The organism is Leptospira yasudae (assembly GCF_003545925.1).
In the GTDB taxonomy this organism is placed as follows: domain Bacteria; phylum Spirochaetota; class Leptospiria; order Leptospirales; family Leptospiraceae; genus Leptospira; species Leptospira yasudae.
Window position 1 is genome coordinate 226,408 of the sequence record NZ_QHCU01000003.1, and the last position, 17,666, is coordinate 244,073.

Genomic DNA, 17,666 nt, shown 5'->3' on the forward strand with positions numbered 1-17,666 from the left:
AGATTCGGATGACGACAGACCCCATAAAAAAAGCGCTCCAAGAACGAGAAAAACTGAAAAAAATCGAACGTTCCGAGGTTTTGCGGGGAAAAACTCGGGCCGAAAGAATGGAGCGATTGAAACGATCGTTCGCGTCCTCTTTTGAATTCGTCGCGGAAACTTCGTTGTGGATCGGACTCAAACGTTATTTCCGGTTTTTCCTCGCGGATTTCTGGATCGTAAATTATAGTTTTATAATATTTATACTTTTGTTTTCTCTTCCCACCTTTTACGTCCTTTGTTTGGTCCCCGATTTTTTCGAATCGCCTACGGTGAAAACTTTGGCCTTGATTCCGCCCGTCATTCTTTGTATCGAATGGTTTCGGAAGCTTCTTTTCGAACGCGCTCTTAAAAATCTTACGATTTCCGTAAACGGCTATCGAGAAATCTTAGAACATCCCGAGTCGGGGTTTTACAAATGGTTCGTATTGGAGCTGAACGTCGCAAGCGATCGAAATCAAGAAGCGATTTCGGCGCTTTTGGAATCCTTTACGATCCGCGCTAAAAAACTCTTTTATATGCACGATTGGGATATCAAAGAACCGCGCACGTTTTGGAAACATTCCGCAAATGTTGCGAGCGGAAGCGCTAATTCGCGCGTCGTCCTTTTATTGCTCCGGGATCTGCTCGTGAAACTCGATCGGTTGCATCGTTTTGAACCTTCGATTCGATCCGTGAATATCAAGATTCTATCCGGTCCGATCGAAGTCGAAGCTCGGGTCAATCAGTCTAATTCGGATTAACGTCCTTTTTACGAACCCGGAAACTCTTAGGAAGTTATAGTAAGAGGATTTTCCTGTTATAGACGAAAGCGACTTTGGAAGGCTGAATATTTCTATATATTAAATAATTGGAATATATAGAACGAATTGATTCTCTTCGTTCTTGAAAAGAAAATCATAGTGAGCGCCGAGCTTTTCGGCCCGCATTCGAATACTGCTCATCCCGATTCCGGAAGGTTCCTCCGAGTTGAATTCGAATTTCTTTCCGTCGTTGATTACTTTTAAAGCGAGATGATTGCTCTCCTTAATCCAGCAGATCCGAATATTCTTCGCTTCGGAATGTCGCAGAATATTGGACATGATTTCCAGAAAAATCTTTTGAACGTGTAGACATTGATCCAAATGAATGGAATCGGAAATATCCTCGATTTCCGTTTTGACTTGGATGGTTCCAGTGCCTCCGATTCTTTCTCCGTATCTTCTGAATACGTCCTCTACGAGTTCTTTGTTGCTTCCGTGATGATGCATCAAAAATACGATGTCCCGTACGTTGGAGATCAGATGGCTGACTTCCGTTTTCAACTTCTTCAGCGTCGAATCGTTTTTGTCCTTCGATTCCAACTCGAAAAGAATCGCGGTCAACTCCGATCCGATCGAATCATGGATGTCCGATGCGATCCGCGTTCTTTCCTGAGCCTGCAGTTTGAGTTGTTCGTTGTATTTGATCTGAAGCTCGGCGAATTCCTTCGCTTTTTCCAAATCCTCCGCGAACTTCGAGGAAATGATGTAGGAATTTAATGCGACAAAGGTGATAAGACCTAAGGGGAAGCTATACGGAAATAAAACATAAACTTCGTATAAACCGTAGAACACGTCGTTCATCATCGTGAACGCCAGAACGAACCCGGTAAAAAGAATCGACTTGGACATCGGCTCTTTGGCGCGATAGGCTTTGACCGTACCGACGATCAATACGACTCCGTACAAAGGGGGGGTATACATAAAAAAGGAATATAAGGATACGAGATTCCGTTCGTTTAAAAAGAAAATTCCCAGAAAGAATAAGGCGCTGGTTCCGATCGCGATTCGAAACCATTTGAGATCGAACTGGGCCGGAAACATCTTTCCGAGCATCCTATAAAACGCCGGAAAAAAAGCGGCTTCGCAAAAGAATTCGATTCGAATCCGCAGATCGAGAGACAGATTCGGGATCGCCATATACTGAATCCCGGAAGTGATAAAGGAATATCCCGAAACCAAAAAACAAAACGCCGCGAAATAAAGCGGAACAAGATCTTTGCGATACGACAAAAAGAAAACTACATGATAAATTCCGAATGAAAAGATGAGGATGATCAAAACGATTTCCATCCATTCTTCCTTTCGTTCCTCCGAATCGATCGCGTGGGCGCTGCCGATTTGGAACGATTTTCGGATTCCTCCTTTGAGGTGATTGCCTTTGAAATTGGAAACCACGACCGTGATTATAAAATCTCCCGAAGGAACGTTTGCGGTCGTAAGGAACGGATGCGCGACAAAGACCGTATCCAGAGAATCGACTCCGGTGAAACCGTTGGAATAAACCTTATGATCGTCGATATAAACGTCGTAAACTCCGGGAAGTCTCGGAATGCGGACCTTTAAATTCGGATTCTTAAAGTCGCATAACACGCGCAGACGATAGGAGGCATATCCTTCGAGAGTGAAATCCGGATCGTATTCTCTCCAAATTCCGGGAACGGGAAAATGCGAAGGTTTCTTTGCGATCGGTTGTTTTCCGTGCGCCAGTTCTTTCCAGTAGAATTCCCAGTTCCCGTCAAGGACGGTTGTTCTCTCCGCCAGATCGAAGTTGCGGAGATCGATGACGCCTTTGTCCGCCGCAGGTCTGTCCTTGGACGAAACTGCCGGAGAACAGGAAGCCGTTATCGAACAATAAATTAGGATAATGGAATAAAATAGAATTCTCATATTCTCTTTTAAGGATATCCGGGAACGTCTCGGATGATTCCCATTCTTCTGCCGCGGATGATCGCTTCGGATCTGGAATGAACTTCCATCTTTTTGTAGATCTTCTCGATATGTCTGCTGACCGTATGACTGGAAATATCCAATTCCTCCGCGATATCCGGAAAGGTCATACCGAGCGCGACTAAGTTGAGAATCTGCATTTCCCGTTCGGTCAATCCGAGCGTGTTGGTGATCGGCGGATTTTTGGTTCCTTCTTTTTTCGAAAATTCGCGGATGATCTTATCCGCGATTCTCGGAGTCAAAGGCGCTCCTCCGAGTGTGATGACTTTGAGTTCCGCGAGAAACAATTCGGGAGAAGTGTCCTTCAAAAGATAACCGGAAGCTCCGGCTCGGATCGCTTCCACGATCTTTTCCTCGTCTTCGAACACGGTGAAGATCACATATTTCGTGTTAGGCGTTTTTTCCTTGAGTTCTAGTAGACATTCGAGTCCGTTTTTTCCGGGAAGTCCGATATCTAAGATGACGATGTCCGGCGTTTCCTGCGGTAATAGTTCGATCGCCTTTTGGGAATTGGGATAGTGTTTGAGAAATTGAAAATCGGAGGACTTGGATAGGAGTTCTTGGAGATTGAGAGCGGTGTGTCGATTGTCCTCTATGATGGAAACTAAATAAGAGGATTTGCTTTCTTTCGGCGATTCCGGAGCGGCGACCATCCATCTGATTCTTCACATCCGTTCGATCCGGTAAATTATTTTTTCTGTCCGATATGATTTGCGCGTTCGGCGATTGAGTCGCGATTCGATTTCCTGACTTTGTCAGGAGTCAACGCTTTCGCTTCGCGGCGTTTGGCAATCCGCAATGCGACCCATAGGAAGCATTGCGTTGAGTTTTCTCTCTATGGGTCGCTCTCTATCCCAACTTCGTTGGGAACCAACGCTTTCGCTTCGCGGCGTTTGGCAATCTCGCTCTCTATGGGTCGCTCGATTTAAAAAACTCGTTCCATTCTTCTTTCGCTTTTTCCCATCTGCGTTTGCGGTCCTCTTTGTCTTTGATCTTCAGATACAATCGAGGTTCTTTTTCCGGAAAGGTGATTCGTACCCTGTGTTCGTGAAGCACTTCCACGAGCACGGTTTGTTTGTTCTCGATTTCAATCGAATAGTTTACGACGCTTTTCATCTTCATCGGAACGAAACCTTGACCTAAGTTGCCGATTCCTTTTCGAAAATCCAATTCCACACATTCGACCGGTTTATGCCAGGTGTCGCAGAATCTTCCTTCGGGAGGAGGGACCGGTTTGAGTCCGCACGAAGCTGCAAAGAGGATGAGAAACGAAGAAGACGCGATCGCGGCGTATCTTCTTGAAACGTAACGGAGAATCCGATTCTTCTTTACTTCGTTTAACATTTGATTCGGCCGCGTTTCGTTCATTGATCCGATTCGAGTTCGAGGTTGAGCTTGGTTTTCAGCGTCGGTTTTTCCTCGATGATTTCGCGGGCGAGCTTGATGATTTCTTCTCTTCGATCCTCGGCTTTCGGATAGAGTTCTTCGAGAATGACGATCGATTTCGGATGAAGGTTCTGCAGTCTGAAAATCTTCGCTTCCAAGATCCAAGAGCCGGTCGTGATGAAGTCTTCGTTTTCGTTTCTTACCTTGCGGATATAGTTCAAGGAAGAAACGTATTGGCCCGCTCGGAATTCGGAAAGGCCGGTAAGAAAATGCGCTTCCCGATCCGTTAAAAGAATCGAACTGCTGGACTCGGGACTCGCCAGATTTCGTTTTAAAAATTCGGTGTCGCCCGATAACGACGCGCCTAAGATCGCGATCCAGGTATAACCGATCTTGAATTCGGGACTGATCTTATCGTAAGCGATCGAATTCAAAAGCGCGGTCAAAGATTTTCTGGAAAGATGTTGTTTGATCGTTTCTCCGAACGCGATCATCGTTTCATTGTCCGGATTTTCCGCGATGGCCGGATCGATCGCCTTCGCCCGAAGCGCGTTACGATACATTTCCTCCAGGATCGGAAGATACGAGCCGTCCTCTTTTAGAAAATCGTTGAACCCCGAATAGGCGAGTTTGACGAGAGTCCCCGAGTCGAAGGAAAAACCGTTGAGTAAAAACGAATAATAATTTCCTAATGCGTTGTAAAAGTATCCGAGTTCGTCCGTGGGATTGGCGCCGACGTAATCTTTGGCGGCGCTCTGAAAGTTTTTCACGGAACCTTCTTCCAGATTTCCGGAATGAATCTGTTGTTGAACGTTCTTTCTTTCCTTTTCGAGTAGAATCTTTCGGTCGCCGGCAAACAGATTCTTAATGTCTTGGCGGAAAAAAAATCCGGTTCCGCCTAAGAGAAGCAGAAGAGCGGAGAAAATGTACGGTTTATAACTGGTTTTCTTTTTGTAACTTTTCAGACCGGATTGATACAACATACTTGGTCTACTTTTTATCCGCCTATTCAGGGTTCACGTATTTTTTGGATTCTATTCTACCCCTAAAACTTGACACTGAGGACACCCCTGATTCCGTTGGATTCTATGCCGTACGATTACGATTTTGACGAAGATTTTGAATTGGAAACCGGAGACGACGAGGACGTCACGGACGAAGAAGTTTTAACGTTTGCTTGTGAGGATTGCGATCACCGTTGGGAAGAGGACGCTTTCGAAGCGGAAGACTACGGTCCCGAGGGAGCGATTTGTCCGATGTGCGGTTCCTCTGCAGTAATCGAGCTTTGAAAAATACCCGGCCGGTTCGGCGATTCGCATCGAATTTTGCCATCCGGTCCTTCGGGTCTGCATTCATTCTATTCTATTTATCCCTTTCAAGTCCGATTTCTTCCACCGATTTCAGCGACGTTTATGATTTTTATAAAAAGGGAAACTATGATACTTTAGTAAAGGTTTCCCGCACGGCTCTCCGCAAGGAAGAAGTGGATTACCGCATTCTTCTTTTGTATGTCGCCGCGGAAAAAGATCCGGAAGAGATAGACAAAACGCTTCGAAGCATTTATGAAAAGAAGGATTCGCATCCCGGAATCTTTTACAATTCGGTGTTTTTGTTTCTGGAACGTTGTCTGGTTTTGGAGGACGAATCTTCCGGAATTTATTGGGGGAAGATTTTCAAGGAACGCGGATCGTCTTCGGTGCGTTATGCGGAAGGTCTTTATACATACGCGTGCATTCTTTACGAGGCGGAGAAGTTCGCCGAGGCGAAGCAGATTCTTTCCAAGCTCAAGGAATTGAAAAACGCCGAGAAGTTGAATAAGAAAATTCGAATTTTAGAATTGAGCATCGATAAAAAAACGGAGGCGCAGACGTGAAAGTACTCAAGGTACAAACCGGAAAACTCAAAGGTAAGTCGATCGAAACGCCTCCGGCCGTCGCGGGGAACACGAACTTCACGCCCGCGATTCTGAAAAAATCCGTATTCGATATTATAGGTTCCTTGGTGTTAAAGGGAAGATTGATTCCGGAGGAATCGGCGTTTATCGATTTTTTTGCGGGCTCGGGTCAAATGGGATTGGAAGCGGTGAGCCGGGGCTTCGCCAAAGTCGTTTTATACGAACTGGCTTGGGAGAGATCGGATAGTTTGCGGAAGTTGTTCGCGAAATTAGGGGACAACTGCATCATCTATCGCAAAGACGTATTCCGTTTTTATGATAAACTGGAAATTCCGGAAACATCCCGCGTGTTCTTTTTGGATCCTCCGTATTCCTTTTGGGAAAAGAAGACGGATAAGATCAAATCCTTGGCGGATGCGTTGTTAAGCGAAGAGACGACCGTGGCCGTTTTCGTTCAGTCTCCGATCGATCCGGGTTGGTCCGATTTTGAAACCCGCAAATTCGGGAAGAATTTTCTGAACTTTCGAGTGAACGGAGGAGTGTCGGCCGATTTGGAGAACGGTTCCGATTCCGAAACTGAAGACGCCGACGATTCCGACGACTTGTCGGAAGAGAATTCGAACACGGAAGATTGATGTTTCGCAGATTCGGGTTCATCTTAGAGCAAAAACCGATTCGGGTTTACGTTCGCTTTTTTACCGTCGGGACGGGGATTTCCTTCGCGACCTTGCTGATGAACACTTCCTTTCAGTTTATGGGAGTGGATCTTTCCGAATTCAAGTCCCTGTTCGTTTCCTTTCTTCCTTTATTCTTAAAAGATTATATTCTAACTTTCTTATCGAGCGGAATTGTGTTCGGCGCGATCGGTCTTCTTTTATCTTCGCCTTGGTTTGCGGAAAAAGGAAAAAAAGGAGTCGGCGGCGAATTGGAAAATTCCGGAGTCAAAGAAGTTTGGATTTTCGGGGTTTTCGTTTTTTTACTTTGGTGTCACTCGATCATCTTTTATCCGCAGCTCTACGGAGAATTTTTCTTTTACCGTTTTTCGTTTCTGCGTTTCTTTTTGTTCTTTCTGACGGATTGGGTTCCTCCGATCGTTCCGCAGGCGGCGGCTCTTCTGATTCTGCTTGCCTGCACGGTGAAATATTCCATTTCTTTAATTTTGCGCCGCGATTTTTTCCGGCTTGTTTCTTTCGTTTTATTTTTCTTTCTTTTGATTTGTTTTCATCGTTTGGGAAGTATACCCGGAATTTTTCTTGTCTCGATCGCGTATCTTTTTTCGTTCACGGTTTCGAACGTAAAAGTTAACGCTTTTGCGGGAAGCGTCGCGGCATTGTTCGCGATCCTTTTGACTTGGAACGTAAATCAGGAAGTCAAACCGCAGGTTCCTCCGGTTTCCCAAAAAGCTCCGAACATTCTGATCCTAAGCGCCGATAGCCTGCGGTATGACAAGATGGGTTATGCGCTCGGAAAACGCGGGCTTACTCCGAACATCGATTCGTTATCTCAAGATTCCGTAATATTCCAAGATCATCATACTACGATTCCGAGAACCTTTCCCGCTTGGGCCGATCTGCTTTCCGGTCAGCCGAGTTTCGTTCACGGAATTCAGGATATGTTTCCGGACCTGAAAGATCGATCCGGTTTGAACCGAACTTCTTCCCGTACGCTTCCGAAACTTTTATCCCAGCTCGGTTATCGGACCGAGGTCGTGTCTTCTTTTGCGGGAGATATTTTTCCGAGAGCGGATTGGGGATTTCAATCTGTAAAGGCTCCGATGTTTCACGCGGGAACTCTGACTTCCCAGAGAATTTTGGAAACGCAGAGCTTTCTGCTTCCGATCGTTACGGGTTCCTTGCCCAAGTCCGGTCCGTATTTCGCCGCGCTCCGCGGGATTCCGAGCTTGGGAGAGGATTCTAAAATCCTAGACGATCTTTGGCCCGCGCTTGAAAAAAAGGAGAACCCGTTTTTTACGGTCTTCTTCTCTTCCGTGACTCATTTTCCGTTCAGTCCGCAATATCCGTACTACAAAGAATTTACAAATCCTGAATATTATGGAAAATTTAAGTATTTTAAATTCGTGGACCCGAGCGATTCTTCCGAATTGGAAGCGCCCGATCGGGAACAGATCCGCGGTTTGTTTCAAGGCGCGATCGCTTCCTTCGACGAATCGGTCGGCGAGATCGTAGCGCATCTCAAAGAAAAGGGCTTGTATGATTCGACATTGATCGTTTTGACGAGCGATCACGGGGAAGCTCTCTTTGAAGCCGATCACAGTCACGGTCACGGAGAACATCTGCGGGGGGAGGGGGTGACTCATATTCCTCTTCTGATTAAATTTCCGAACAACAAAGGCGCGGGAAAGAAATTTACCGGAATCACCAGTTCTTTGGATTTGTTTCCGACCTTGATTTCTTTCGTTTCGGATTCGATGGAGAATTCTCCCGTTCAAAACGAGCTTCGAAACGAACTGAAAAATCGTGCGGGACGGGATTTATCCGTCGCTTTAAGGACCGAAACGTGGAAGGATTCTCGCTCGATCTACGGGGAAACCGGAATTTGGTTCAGCGATATGGGAGATCATTTCTTTCAAAAGGAAAGAATTTTCTATCCCAATATTCTTCGTTTGCATTCGATCGAAGCCGGGGAGATTCCGTTTATTACGATCGGCGATTCTTACGCGAAAGAGAGCGTGATCGTTTCCAAACATAGAATGTTTCAGAATACGAACCGCAAGCTCATCTACGCTCCTTCCGAAGACGGGGTGAAATGGCGTTGTTACGATCGAATCGCCGATCCTTGGAACGTGAAACCGCTCGCCGTCTCCGAATGTTCCTCCTTAAAGGATTCTCTCGTTTCGTTTCTTCTTGCGTCCGGAAAATTCAAGAAAGCGGGAGAGTATTTGCTCCCTTTGTCAAATTGATGCTTGAAGGATAGCGCTAAACTAAAAACCTGTATTTTAGTATGCCTAGAAGAGAAGATATTCGCTCTGTACTCATCTTGGGTTCCGGTCCGATCGTAATCGGACAGGCATGTGAATTCGATTATTCGGGAACTCAAGCCGCCAAAGCCCTGAAAGAAAAAGGGATTCGTGTTATCTTACTGAACTCAAACCCCGCGACCATCATGACCGACCCCGATCTTGCGGACGCCACGTATGTGGAACCGATGACGGTTCAAGTCGTTCAAAAAATTCTTGAGAAAGAAAAACCGGACGCGATTCTTCCCACGGTCGGAGGTCAGACCGCTCTCAATCTTGCGCTCGCCTGCAACACCGCGGGTCTCTTAGAAAAATACAATGTGGAACTGATCGGCGCCAAAGTAGACGCGATCAAAAAAGCCGAGGACAGGGAGCTGTTCAAAAAGGCGATGGAAAAGATCGGCGTGAGAGTTCCCGCGTCCGGCCTTGCCAACAATCTCAAAGACGCGTTTGAAATCAAAAAAAGACTCGGACTTCCTCTCATCGTTCGCCCGGCGTTTACGCTCGGCGGAACCGGGGGCGGAATCGCTTATACGGAAGAAACGTTCGAAGAAGTCGTTTCGAAAGGGCTCAAGGCTTCTCCGATCAGCCAGGTTCTTTTAGAAGAATCGGTTTTAGGTTGGAAAGAATTCGAACTCGAGGTCATGCGCGACCTTGCGGACAACGTTGTCATCATTTGTTCGATCGAAAACATCGATCCGATGGGAGTTCACACGGGAGATTCCATCACCGTCGCTCCGCAACAAACCCTTTCCGATAAGGAATATCAGAATCTCCGCGACATGTCGATCGCGATCATCCGTGAAATCGGAGTCGAGACCGGCGGGTCCAACATTCAGTTCGCGGTCAATCCGGCCAACGGAGACGTGATCGTAATCGAGATGAATCCGAGAGTTTCCCGTTCTTCCGCGCTTGCGTCGAAGGCGACGGGATTTCCGATCGCGAAGATCGCCGCTCTTCTTTCCATCGGATATACGTTAGACGAAATTAAGAACGACATCACCCGCGTGACTCCGGCTTCCTTCGAGCCTTCGATCGATTACGTAGTGACCAAGGTTCCCCGTTTCGCGTTCGAGAAGTTTCCGGGTACGGACGATACTCTCGGCGTTCAGATGAAGGCGGTCGGCGAAGCGATGGCGATCGGAAGAACCTTCAAGGAAAGTTTCCAGAAGGCGCTTCGTTCCCTCGAAATCGACCGTTACGGTTTCGGTTCCGACGGATACTTTCAAGAATTATTATATGCAAGAAGTTTAAACCCGGACCAGAGAAAGGAATGGATCGATTCTTTTCTGAAACGTCCGAACGACAAACGCGTCTTTTACATCAAACTCGCTTTTGACGAAGGTTATACCGTGGATCAAATTCACGACCTCTGTAAGGTGGACCGCTGGTTCCTGTGGCAGATGGAAGACCTTCTCAAATTGGAGAAAGAATATTCCGAAAAGGGAAATTCCGTTCTTTCCAAGATGAAACAAGCCGGTTTTTCCAACAGACAGCTTTCTTTTCTGAAGAATAAAAAGCAGATTCTGGAGTTGCTCGACGGCGGTCTTCGGGTCGATCTGAAAAAAACCGAAATTCAAAATCTTCTCAAAAAATCCGAAGACGAGATCGAAGACGAACTCGGTTCCAAAAAGATTCTTCCCGTTTACAAACGCATCGATACATGTGCGGGAGAATTCGAAGCTTATACTCCTTATTTTTATTCTTCCTATGACGAAGAGGACGAGTCCGACGTAACTCCGGCCAAGTCCGTGATGATTCTCGGCGGAGGTCCGAACCGGATCGGCCAGGGAATCGAGTTCGACTATTGCTGTTGTCAGGCTTCGTATGCGCTTCAGGATTTGGGAGTCGAGTCGATCATGGTCAACTCCAATCCCGAAACCGTTTCAACGGACTACGACACTTCCGATCGTCTTTACTTCGAACCTTTGACTTTGGAAGACGTGTTCCGCATTTATCAAAACGAAAAACCCGAAGGTGTGATCATTCAGTTCGGAGGCCAGACTCCGTTAAAACTCGCGAAGGATCTGGAAAAGAAGGGAGTGAAAATTCTCGGTACAAGTCCGGATTCGATCGACCGCGCGGAAGACAGAAAACGTTTCGTTGAAGTATTAGAAAAATTGAAACTGAATTCTCCGGAAAGCGGAATCGCGACTTCTATGGAAGAGGCGAGAGAGATCGCATCGAAGATCACTTATCCCGTGTTGGTTCGCCCGAGTTACGTTCTCGGCGGACGTGCGATGCTCATCATCAACGAAGAGAAGGAACTCGACCGTTATATGGAAAAGGCGGAAGAGATCTCCAAAGACAGACCTCTCTTGATCGATTCTTTCCTGGAAGACGCGATCGAAGTGGATGTGGACGCTCTTTGCGACGGCAAGGACGTGTTCGTAACCGGAATCATGGAACACATCGAAGAGGCGGGCGTTCATAGCGGCGACTCGGCTTGCGTTCTTCCTCCGCAGACGCTTTCCAAAAAGATGATGGATGAAATCCGCAAAGCGACCGTGGATCTCGCGCTTGAACTTCAGGTCAAAGGTCTGATCAACATTCAATACGCGGTCAAAAACGAAATTTTATATATCATCGAGGTCAATCCGAGAGCTTCCAGAACGGTTCCGTTCGTTTCCAAAGCGCTCGGACATCCGATCGTAAAATACGCGACTCGTATCATGATGGGAGAACCGTTGAAGAGCCTTCCGCTTCCGAAAGAAATGTCGTTCTCTCAGGTTTCGGTGAAAGAAGTCGTTCTTCCGTTTAATAAGTTTCCGGGTGTGGATACGATCCTCGGACCGGAAATGCGTTCGACCGGAGAGGTGATGGGAATCGCTTCCACGGCCGGAGAAGCGTTCTTAAAATCGCAGTATATGGCGGGAGACGAACTTCCTTCGCAAGGAACCGTTTTCGTAAGCATCAACGATAAAACGAAGTCCGAACTTCTTTCCTACATCAAGGATCTTTCGGAACTCGGTTTCAATCTGATCGCGACTTCGGGAACTCATAAATTTCTTTCCGATAACGGGATTCTTTCTTCCAAAATCAACAAGGTCTACGACGGGGTCTTCCCGACCGCGCTTGATTATATTCGGGAGAATAAGATTCATCTCATCATCAACACCCCTCTTTCGAGAGTGACGAGAGACGACAGTTTTACGATCCGTCAGGCGGCGATCCGATTTAAGGTTCCTTGCTTAACGACGTCTAACGCGGCGAAAGCGCTCATCAAGGGAATGGTGGAGATGAAGAACAAGGGATTTACGATCCATTCTCTTCAAGAAATTCACGCGATGCCGAAGAACCTTTGAATCGGAAGCGTTAGACGCGCTTTGGGGTCGAGTTCGAAGCTCAATTCGATGGGCCGGAAAACTGCGCGCGGATCGTTTCGATTCGTTTGCGATTGACCCCTAAATCCGATTTTCCGAGACGGGAAGCGGATCTAACGTGGATCAAAGGCGCGTTTGCGTCGAATACGAATTCCACATCGTCCACAAATCTCCAGATCAAACTCGTAAATTCAACGTAAAGATATTTGTCTTCCTCCTTTATAAGATTGGTTCTTGCTGTTTCCAGAATCAAGTTCTTCAATTTCGCTTTCGCATCGGTCGGATTTCCCGAATAGGTCAACGGCTGAATAAAATGTTCCTGATCGGATGCCGGTGCGAAACTGCTCACACAATTCGGGGTTTCCGGACAAGGCCCGAGTTTGCCGTTTTGAATCCCTAAGGTTATAGGTCTGGTTCCGGTACATTGGATGAAAAGAAGAATTAAAAACGCGGAAAGAAAGCGAGAAGGTTTCACGGCGGCACTCGAACGTTCGCGAACGTGGTTTTTTACGAATCGATTTCCAAGACTTATTTTCGACTTACACGAGTTAGGTTGTCCTTCGCTTAGGTGCGAAGGAATCAGGGAAAAATCCGAAGATGCACGTTTTGTCATAAAGGAAGAGTATCAGGAAAAACGAAATTGGCGAAAGAATTTTGTATTCTTTTGTAAAAATCTTATCGATTTCTATAAAAAAATAATTTCATGAAATGTGGAGGATTTCACTCTAAGACGAAAACGATGTCTCTTCTTGAATCCGAAAAAGTGCCCTTAGGAAGTTTGCTTCCTTCCTTCCAGCTTCCCGACCCGAACGGAACGCTTTATTCCTCCGAAAAACTTTCGGGAGCGACGGGTTTGCTGCTCGTCGTTACGTGCAATCATTGTCCTTATGCGCAGGCGATTTGGCCGAGACTGATCCGTTTTTCCACCGAGATTCTTTCCTTAGGAGTCAGAACGGTCGCGATCAATCCGAACATTCATCCCGATTATCCGGATGATTCCCCCCAAATGATGCTCACGAAAATCAAAGAATGGGGAATTCCGTTTCCGTATCTCGTGGACGAGACTCAAGAAGTCGCGAGAAAACTGAGAGCCATGTGCACGCCGGATATTTATCTCTACGACAGCGAGCAAAAACTTTTTTACCACGGGAGAATGGACGACAACTGGAAGAATGAAAGACAGGTTTCCCGGAAAGAACTCGAATACGCGGTACATCAACTCGTAAAGGGAAATCCCGCTCCGATCAATCAAATGCCTTCGATGGGCTGTTCCATCAAGTGGAAGGATTAATTTCATGCCAGCAATCACACCCGATCATACTCCCGTCGCCGCCGAATTCCAGGACGCGAACGTAATCAGCGAACATTATCGCGAAATCGAAACGAAAACCCTCGATCATTTTCGCGAGGAATTCAAAAAGAACGAAATCGCTCTGGAGAACGTTCCCGTCACCGGGTTGAATCCTTTCTTAAAGCGAAGCGGCGATCTCTATCAGGATTGGAGAATCTTAAAAAAGAATCTTACGGATAAATACGAGGAACTTCAGAAAAGTAGAAATCTCGAATATGAATTGATCTATCGTAAACTCGTCGCGGATAAGAATCACAAAGCGAAGCCGACTTCTCTCATCGGAGATATTTTTCAATCGGTGGTCGACGGGGTTTTGAACACGGTTTATACTTGGTTCGATTCGGAGAAAAAACCAGATCCTCCTCAACCGGTAGTCACTCCGGAAAAACGTCCGAAGAAAGAAAGCGACGACTTGAAAAAACTCTACCGGGAAATGGTTCAAAAGAAATTAAAAGAAAGGGACCGAAGTTTTTCCCTTTTTCAGGATATTTTGAAAGAGTCGGCTCTCAATTGGAATCAGTCGTATCGAAAGAAGTTTCATCAAAGTCTTGCTTCCACGGTCAAACAACTCGAATCTTCCAAGGCGAATAAGGCTGAAATTCTAAACGTTTCCAAAACCGCGAAGAAAGCGGTGCTGAGTTTTCACGACGAGGATAAGATCCAGAAATATTCCATTTTTATGATAGACTATTTTTTCGATCGGCTTTTGAAAAAGGAACCGATTGCGGAAAGCAAAATCATTCTTCCCGAAAAAACGGAACCCGTCAAAACCGAAGAAAATAAAACCGCGGCCTTGATTCCGAATCCCACAAGGGAGAATTCGGAGGCGCAAAAAGCGGTGGATCGCGTCGTAAACGAATCGAATCACGAAAACGGAAAACAAAACGGCTCCAAGAAGAAATGTCCGATCACGGATTTACCGGATCATCTCATCAAGGAATGTTATTCCGATTATTTGATCGTGGATTTGTCTACGAAAGAAAAACGTTTGGAGCTGCATCGAATCCGTCTCGGGAAAGAGAATCAAAACACGAGAGCGGAAGCGATCGAATTCTTCAGCCAATGTGCGAACAAAGACGCCGGTGCGGTAACGCTCGCCGAAGCCGTATTAAAACGACACAACATCGCGCAAGAGGAAGAATCCCGTTTAAAGGATATGATCCAAAAACAAAAGTCGTGTAAGTAGTTTTTCTTCGCTGGGATGCGAACGATGTTTGCCGTTTTATCGTGCCGGTTTTTATCGAAGAACCCAAAAATGAATCGAAAGTCTTTCGGATCGTTCTCAAATGATTGGAATGGGACTTTTAGAAAAGGCGATCGATCGGTACGGCGGTTGGAAACTCTGGGATCGCATCGATTCCTTCGAACTCGAGTTGAAACGTCTCGGCGCGCCGATTCCTATCCGAAAGGGTTTGGGCAAAACGTTTCCGAAACCGAGCTTTCTGAAAATTTATCCCAAGTCGTTCACGGCCGAGTTTTTGGAATATCCTTCGACCGGTAAAAAAATCGTATTCCAAAACGGTAAAGTAGGAATCTTTTATATACATGAAACCGATTTCGAATTCGAGGTCCCCGATTACAGGGAAACGTTCCGAGGTTTCCGGAAATACAGAAGCTGGAATCCGTTGGATGCCGCGTATTTTTTCGGATATGCGATCACTCAATACGTCAGCGTTCCTTTTATACTGAAGGAATTCGGAGTTCGGGAAGTTCCGCTGGCCGACGGTTTTCGAATCGACGCGGAGTTCCCGCGATTCATGCACACTCATTGCCGCAAACAATCCTATTACTTCAACGAAGAAGGTCTTTTAACGCGCAACGATTACACCGCCGACGTGATCGGACCTTGGGCGATCGGCGCGCATCTGACGACGGATTATCGGGAGGTGGACGGGATTCCGGTCTCGACTCGACGCAACGTCTTTGTTCGTTTGGGAAAGTTTGTAACCCCGATTTGCGTTTTGTCGGCGGAGTTGAATCCGATTCGAGTGAATTTTCGTTGAAGTGGGAGATCCTACATCGATGAAAAATCGATTTATGCGGGAACTGATTCGGTCTGATTCGAGAAGTTAAGAGCGTGCATGGAAATAGTTCTGATCTACATACATTTGCCTGTGGGAGATCCTACTTCGTTTCGGAAACGAAAACATACATAGAATTTGTAAGAGTTCCCACATCTTTCCGAGCAATCACGCTTACTCGCAGGAGTTCCCACATTCTCCCTGCGAAACTCCGTTCTTCAACGCGACATAATCGCAAAAGGGAAGAAGATAATTTAAAAAACCGTCAAGGAATTCCGTGAAAGATCGATTTTAATACTGCGGAGCACAGTATGAACATTTCCGGTGAACTTCCTCTAACAGAATTTAAACCTCAGAAATATACCGAACAGACCCAAGGTCTTCCGACCCTCGGCGGCGCTTTGATCGGAAAGAATTCCTTTCTCGACGTAATGAAGTCTCTGCAAGGTTCCGCACAGAAGGGGTTGGACGAAACTCTGACCGGAATTCAGAACGCATTCTCGAAGTCGGAAGTGCCCGCTCCCCAAGAAGAAAAAATCGAATCTTCCGACAAAAATGACACGGAAGAAGTTGCTTCCAAAGAAGAAGTTAAAACGGAAGACGAAGAAGTCGTTCGCGAAGAAGACGAGTTCGAAGCCGTCGAAGAAGCGGGTAACGTAACCACGCTGCCTTGGTTTCTCGTGGCGGAAGCAAAACCGAACGAAACGGTCGATCCTGAAATCGAATCCGCAATCATAAACGAACTACAAACACAAATCACGGAAGAAGTCGTAACCGAATCCCTCGAATCAAAACCGGTTTCAACGAGCGAGCTGATCGAAACGCTTTTTGCAAACGAAGAAAAGGCAGAATTGTTAAGCGAAGTCGCAATCGAGGAAGAATCCGCATTTCAGCCGGAAGAACACGAAGAATCCTTATCGCTCTACGAAGACTCGAAAGAGATCAAACGTCAGTCTGCGAAACGGGAAGAAGCGGTTCGCGAAGAAAAAAACGAATCCTCCGATTCGACGACGTCGACGGTTTCCCGCTCTCAAGAAGAGAACACGAAAGAAATCAAAAACAACGATCGTAAATCATCCAATAAGGAAGTTCAGTTCAAAGGTACCGAGGAAACAAGAATCGAAGTTTCCAAAGAACTCGCACTGGATTCCGAAAAATGGAAGATCAGCCGCGATAAAAAAACGGATTCTTACATGAATTTGAAGACCGCGGCAAGAGAAGAAATTAAAACCGCAGTCCTCAATCAATTCGCCGAAAATTCTTCCGGAAAATCCGGACAAGGTCAGGAACAATCCTTCCGCAGCGGAGGAGGGGATTCGTATTCTTCTCTTGTAAAAGGCGTTGGAACCGCGGGAGTCGGCGCTTCGAGAGACAACGGAACCTTCAACAAAGAATTCTCCCTTTCCAAAGATGCCGGCGTTTTATCGAAAAAAGACATTCAGCAGAACTTTCAAAATCTGATCCGCTCCGCAAGAGTGCAGATCCTGGAAAACGGAAGAACGGAAGCGAGCATCCGCATGAATCCGAAAGACCTCGGACAAATGTCCCTTTCGATTTCCACGGACAAGGACGTGGTGCGCGGAAAACTTCTCGTGGAATCCGATTCCGTCAAACAGCAGTTAGTCGCGGAACTCGCGAGTTTGAAACAGGATCTCAAAGCGAACGGTCTCGAACTCGAGTCGCTCGTGATCGAAGTCAAGGAAAGGGAGCAAGCGTTCGCGTTCAACGGCGATTCCGATAAGAACGGAAAAGACCCTCATTCTTTTCAAGCCGCGTTCGGAGAGGAATGGAACTCCGACTTTAAGAATTCTTTTTACGAAGAAGACGAACTTTCCTTTGAAGAAAATTCTTCCGAGCCTCATGGTTTTTCGGAAAAAACCGAAGGGAAAACCGAGAAACTGCTCGATCTGAAAGTATAGGCCTCG

15 protein-coding genes are annotated in these 17,666 nt (G+C 46.4%); 10 read left to right on the plus strand and 5 right to left on the minus strand.

Annotation, left to right across the window (positions count from 1 at the left end; genetic code table 11):
• The first annotated feature begins 8 nt into the window (after positions 1 to 8).
• On the plus strand, positions 9 to 782 hold the full coding sequence (locus DLM76_RS09810; protein ID WP_118955507.1) for a hypothetical protein: 774 nt from the start codon (positions 9 to 11) through the stop codon (positions 780 to 782).
• Between the two features lie 99 nt (positions 783 to 881).
• Here the strand turns inward: DLM76_RS09810 and DLM76_RS09815 are convergent, their stop codons facing one another.
• The 4 genes from DLM76_RS09815 to DLM76_RS09835 form a co-directional block, all read right to left on the minus strand.
• On the minus strand, positions 882 to 2,729 hold the full coding sequence (locus DLM76_RS09815; RefSeq protein ID WP_118965093.1) for a sensor histidine kinase: 1,848 nt from the start codon (positions 2,727 to 2,729) through the stop codon (positions 882 to 884).
• 8 nt (positions 2,730 to 2,737) lie between these two features.
• Positions 2,738 to 3,442: a response regulator gene (locus DLM76_RS09820; protein ID WP_118965094.1), complete on the minus strand. Its 705-nt coding sequence runs from the start codon at positions 3,440 to 3,442 to the stop codon at positions 2,738 to 2,740.
• A gap of 256 nt (positions 3,443 to 3,698) precedes the next feature.
• Positions 3,699 to 4,157 (minus strand): LIC12806 family lipoprotein, encoded by a 459-nt coding sequence (locus tag DLM76_RS09830; RefSeq protein ID WP_429946409.1) that lies wholly within the window; start codon positions 4,155 to 4,157, stop codon positions 3,699 to 3,701.
• A complete protein-coding gene (locus tag DLM76_RS09835) occupies positions 4,154 to 5,158 on the minus strand; it encodes a hypothetical protein (protein ID WP_118955504.1) in 1,005 nt (334 codons plus the stop codon). Before DLM76_RS09835 ends, DLM76_RS09830 begins: the two co-directional genes overlap by 4 nt.
• A gap of 105 nt (positions 5,159 to 5,263) precedes the next feature.
• Here DLM76_RS09835 and DLM76_RS09840 point away from each other — a divergent pair, with 105 nt between their 5' ends.
• Genes DLM76_RS09840 through carB form a run of 5 tightly spaced genes read left to right on the plus strand, consistent with a single transcriptional unit; the run spans position 5,264 to position 12,351 of the window.
• Complete coding sequence (locus DLM76_RS09840) at positions 5,264 to 5,464, plus strand: hypothetical protein (RefSeq protein WP_118955503.1); 201 nt, start codon at positions 5,264 to 5,266, stop codon at positions 5,462 to 5,464.
• Entirely contained in the window at positions 5,461 to 6,048 is a 588-nt protein-coding gene (locus DLM76_RS09845) for a hypothetical protein (protein WP_118955502.1), read from the plus strand. The genes DLM76_RS09840 and DLM76_RS09845 overlap by 4 nt, the downstream gene beginning before the upstream one ends.
• A complete protein-coding gene (locus DLM76_RS09850; RefSeq protein ID WP_118965095.1) occupies positions 6,045 to 6,704 on the plus strand; it encodes an RsmD family RNA methyltransferase in 660 nt (219 codons plus the stop codon). Before DLM76_RS09845 ends, DLM76_RS09850 begins: the two co-directional genes overlap by 4 nt.
• Positions 6,704 to 8,989 (plus strand): sulfatase-like hydrolase/transferase, encoded by a 2,286-nt coding sequence (locus DLM76_RS09855; protein WP_118965096.1) that lies wholly within the window; start codon positions 6,704 to 6,706, stop codon positions 8,987 to 8,989. Before DLM76_RS09850 ends, DLM76_RS09855 begins: the two co-directional genes overlap by 1 nt.
• Before the next feature lie 41 nt (positions 8,990 to 9,030).
• The gene (gene carB / locus DLM76_RS09860) at positions 9,031 to 12,351 is read left to right on the plus strand and encodes a carbamoyl-phosphate synthase large subunit (protein WP_118965097.1); all 3,321 of its coding nucleotides are present in this window, start codon (positions 9,031 to 9,033) and stop codon (positions 12,349 to 12,351) included.
• Between the two features lie 40 nt (positions 12,352 to 12,391).
• Here carB and DLM76_RS09865 read toward each other — a convergent pair whose 3' ends face one another.
• Positions 12,392 to 12,844 carry a DUF1499 domain-containing protein gene (locus DLM76_RS09865; protein WP_241548217.1) on the minus strand — a complete coding sequence of 151 codons (453 nt, stop codon included), beginning with the start codon at positions 12,842 to 12,844 and terminating at the stop codon, positions 12,392 to 12,394.
• 264 nt (positions 12,845 to 13,108) lie between these two features.
• On the opposite strand from DLM76_RS09865, the gene DLM76_RS09870 reads away from it, so the two are divergent.
• From DLM76_RS09870 to DLM76_RS09885, 4 genes are all read left to right on the plus strand, one after another.
• Positions 13,109 to 13,660, plus strand: a complete 552-nt coding sequence (locus DLM76_RS09870) for a thioredoxin family protein (protein WP_118955497.1) — start codon at positions 13,109 to 13,111, stop codon at positions 13,658 to 13,660.
• 4 nt (positions 13,661 to 13,664) lie between these two features.
• The gene (locus DLM76_RS09875) at positions 13,665 to 14,906 is read left to right on the plus strand and encodes a hypothetical protein (protein ID WP_118965099.1); all 1,242 of its coding nucleotides are present in this window, start codon (positions 13,665 to 13,667) and stop codon (positions 14,904 to 14,906) included.
• Positions 14,907 to 15,015: 109 nt separating this feature from the next.
• Positions 15,016 to 15,723 carry a hypothetical protein gene (locus DLM76_RS09880; protein WP_118965100.1) on the plus strand — a complete coding sequence of 236 codons (708 nt, stop codon included), beginning with the start codon at positions 15,016 to 15,018 and terminating at the stop codon, positions 15,721 to 15,723.
• A gap of 329 nt (positions 15,724 to 16,052) precedes the next feature.
• Complete coding sequence (locus DLM76_RS09885; protein ID WP_118965101.1) at positions 16,053 to 17,660, plus strand: flagellar hook-length control protein FliK; 1,608 nt, start codon at positions 16,053 to 16,055, stop codon at positions 17,658 to 17,660.
• The last annotated feature ends 6 nt before the right edge of the window (positions 17,661 to 17,666 follow it).

Bases quoted from the DNA above. Each gene is read 5' to 3' on its own strand.
- DLM76_RS09885 (WP_118965101.1), top strand. From the start codon at position 16,053: ATGAACATTTCCGGTGAACTTCCTCTAACAGAATTTAAACCTCAGAAA.
- DLM76_RS09855 (WP_118965096.1), top strand. From the start codon at position 6,704: ATGTTTCGCAGATTCGGGTTCATCTTAGAGCAAAAACCGATTCGGGTT.
- carB (WP_118965097.1), top strand. From the start codon at position 9,031: ATGCCTAGAAGAGAAGATATTCGCTCTGTACTCATCTTGGGTTCCGGT.
- DLM76_RS09840 (WP_118955503.1), top strand. From the start codon at position 5,264: ATGCCGTACGATTACGATTTTGACGAAGATTTTGAATTGGAAACCGGA.
- DLM76_RS09875 (WP_118965099.1), top strand. From the start codon at position 13,665: ATGCCAGCAATCACACCCGATCATACTCCCGTCGCCGCCGAATTCCAG.
- DLM76_RS09880 (WP_118965100.1), top strand. From the start codon at position 15,016: ATGGGACTTTTAGAAAAGGCGATCGATCGGTACGGCGGTTGGAAACTC.
- DLM76_RS09820 (WP_118965094.1), bottom strand. From the start codon at position 3,442: ATGGTCGCCGCTCCGGAATCGCCGAAAGAAAGCAAATCCTCTTATTTA.
- DLM76_RS09815 (WP_118965093.1), bottom strand. From the start codon at position 2,729: ATGAGAATTCTATTTTATTCCATTATCCTAATTTATTGTTCGATAACG.
- DLM76_RS09830 (WP_429946409.1), bottom strand. From the start codon at position 4,157: ATGAACGAAACGCGGCCGAATCAAATGTTAAACGAAGTAAAGAAGAAT.
- DLM76_RS09810 (WP_118955507.1), top strand. From the start codon at position 9: ATGACGACAGACCCCATAAAAAAAGCGCTCCAAGAACGAGAAAAACTG.
- DLM76_RS09835 (WP_118955504.1), bottom strand. From the start codon at position 5,158: ATGTTGTATCAATCCGGTCTGAAAAGTTACAAAAAGAAAACCAGTTAT.
- DLM76_RS09870 (WP_118955497.1), top strand. From the start codon at position 13,109: ATGTCTCTTCTTGAATCCGAAAAAGTGCCCTTAGGAAGTTTGCTTCCT.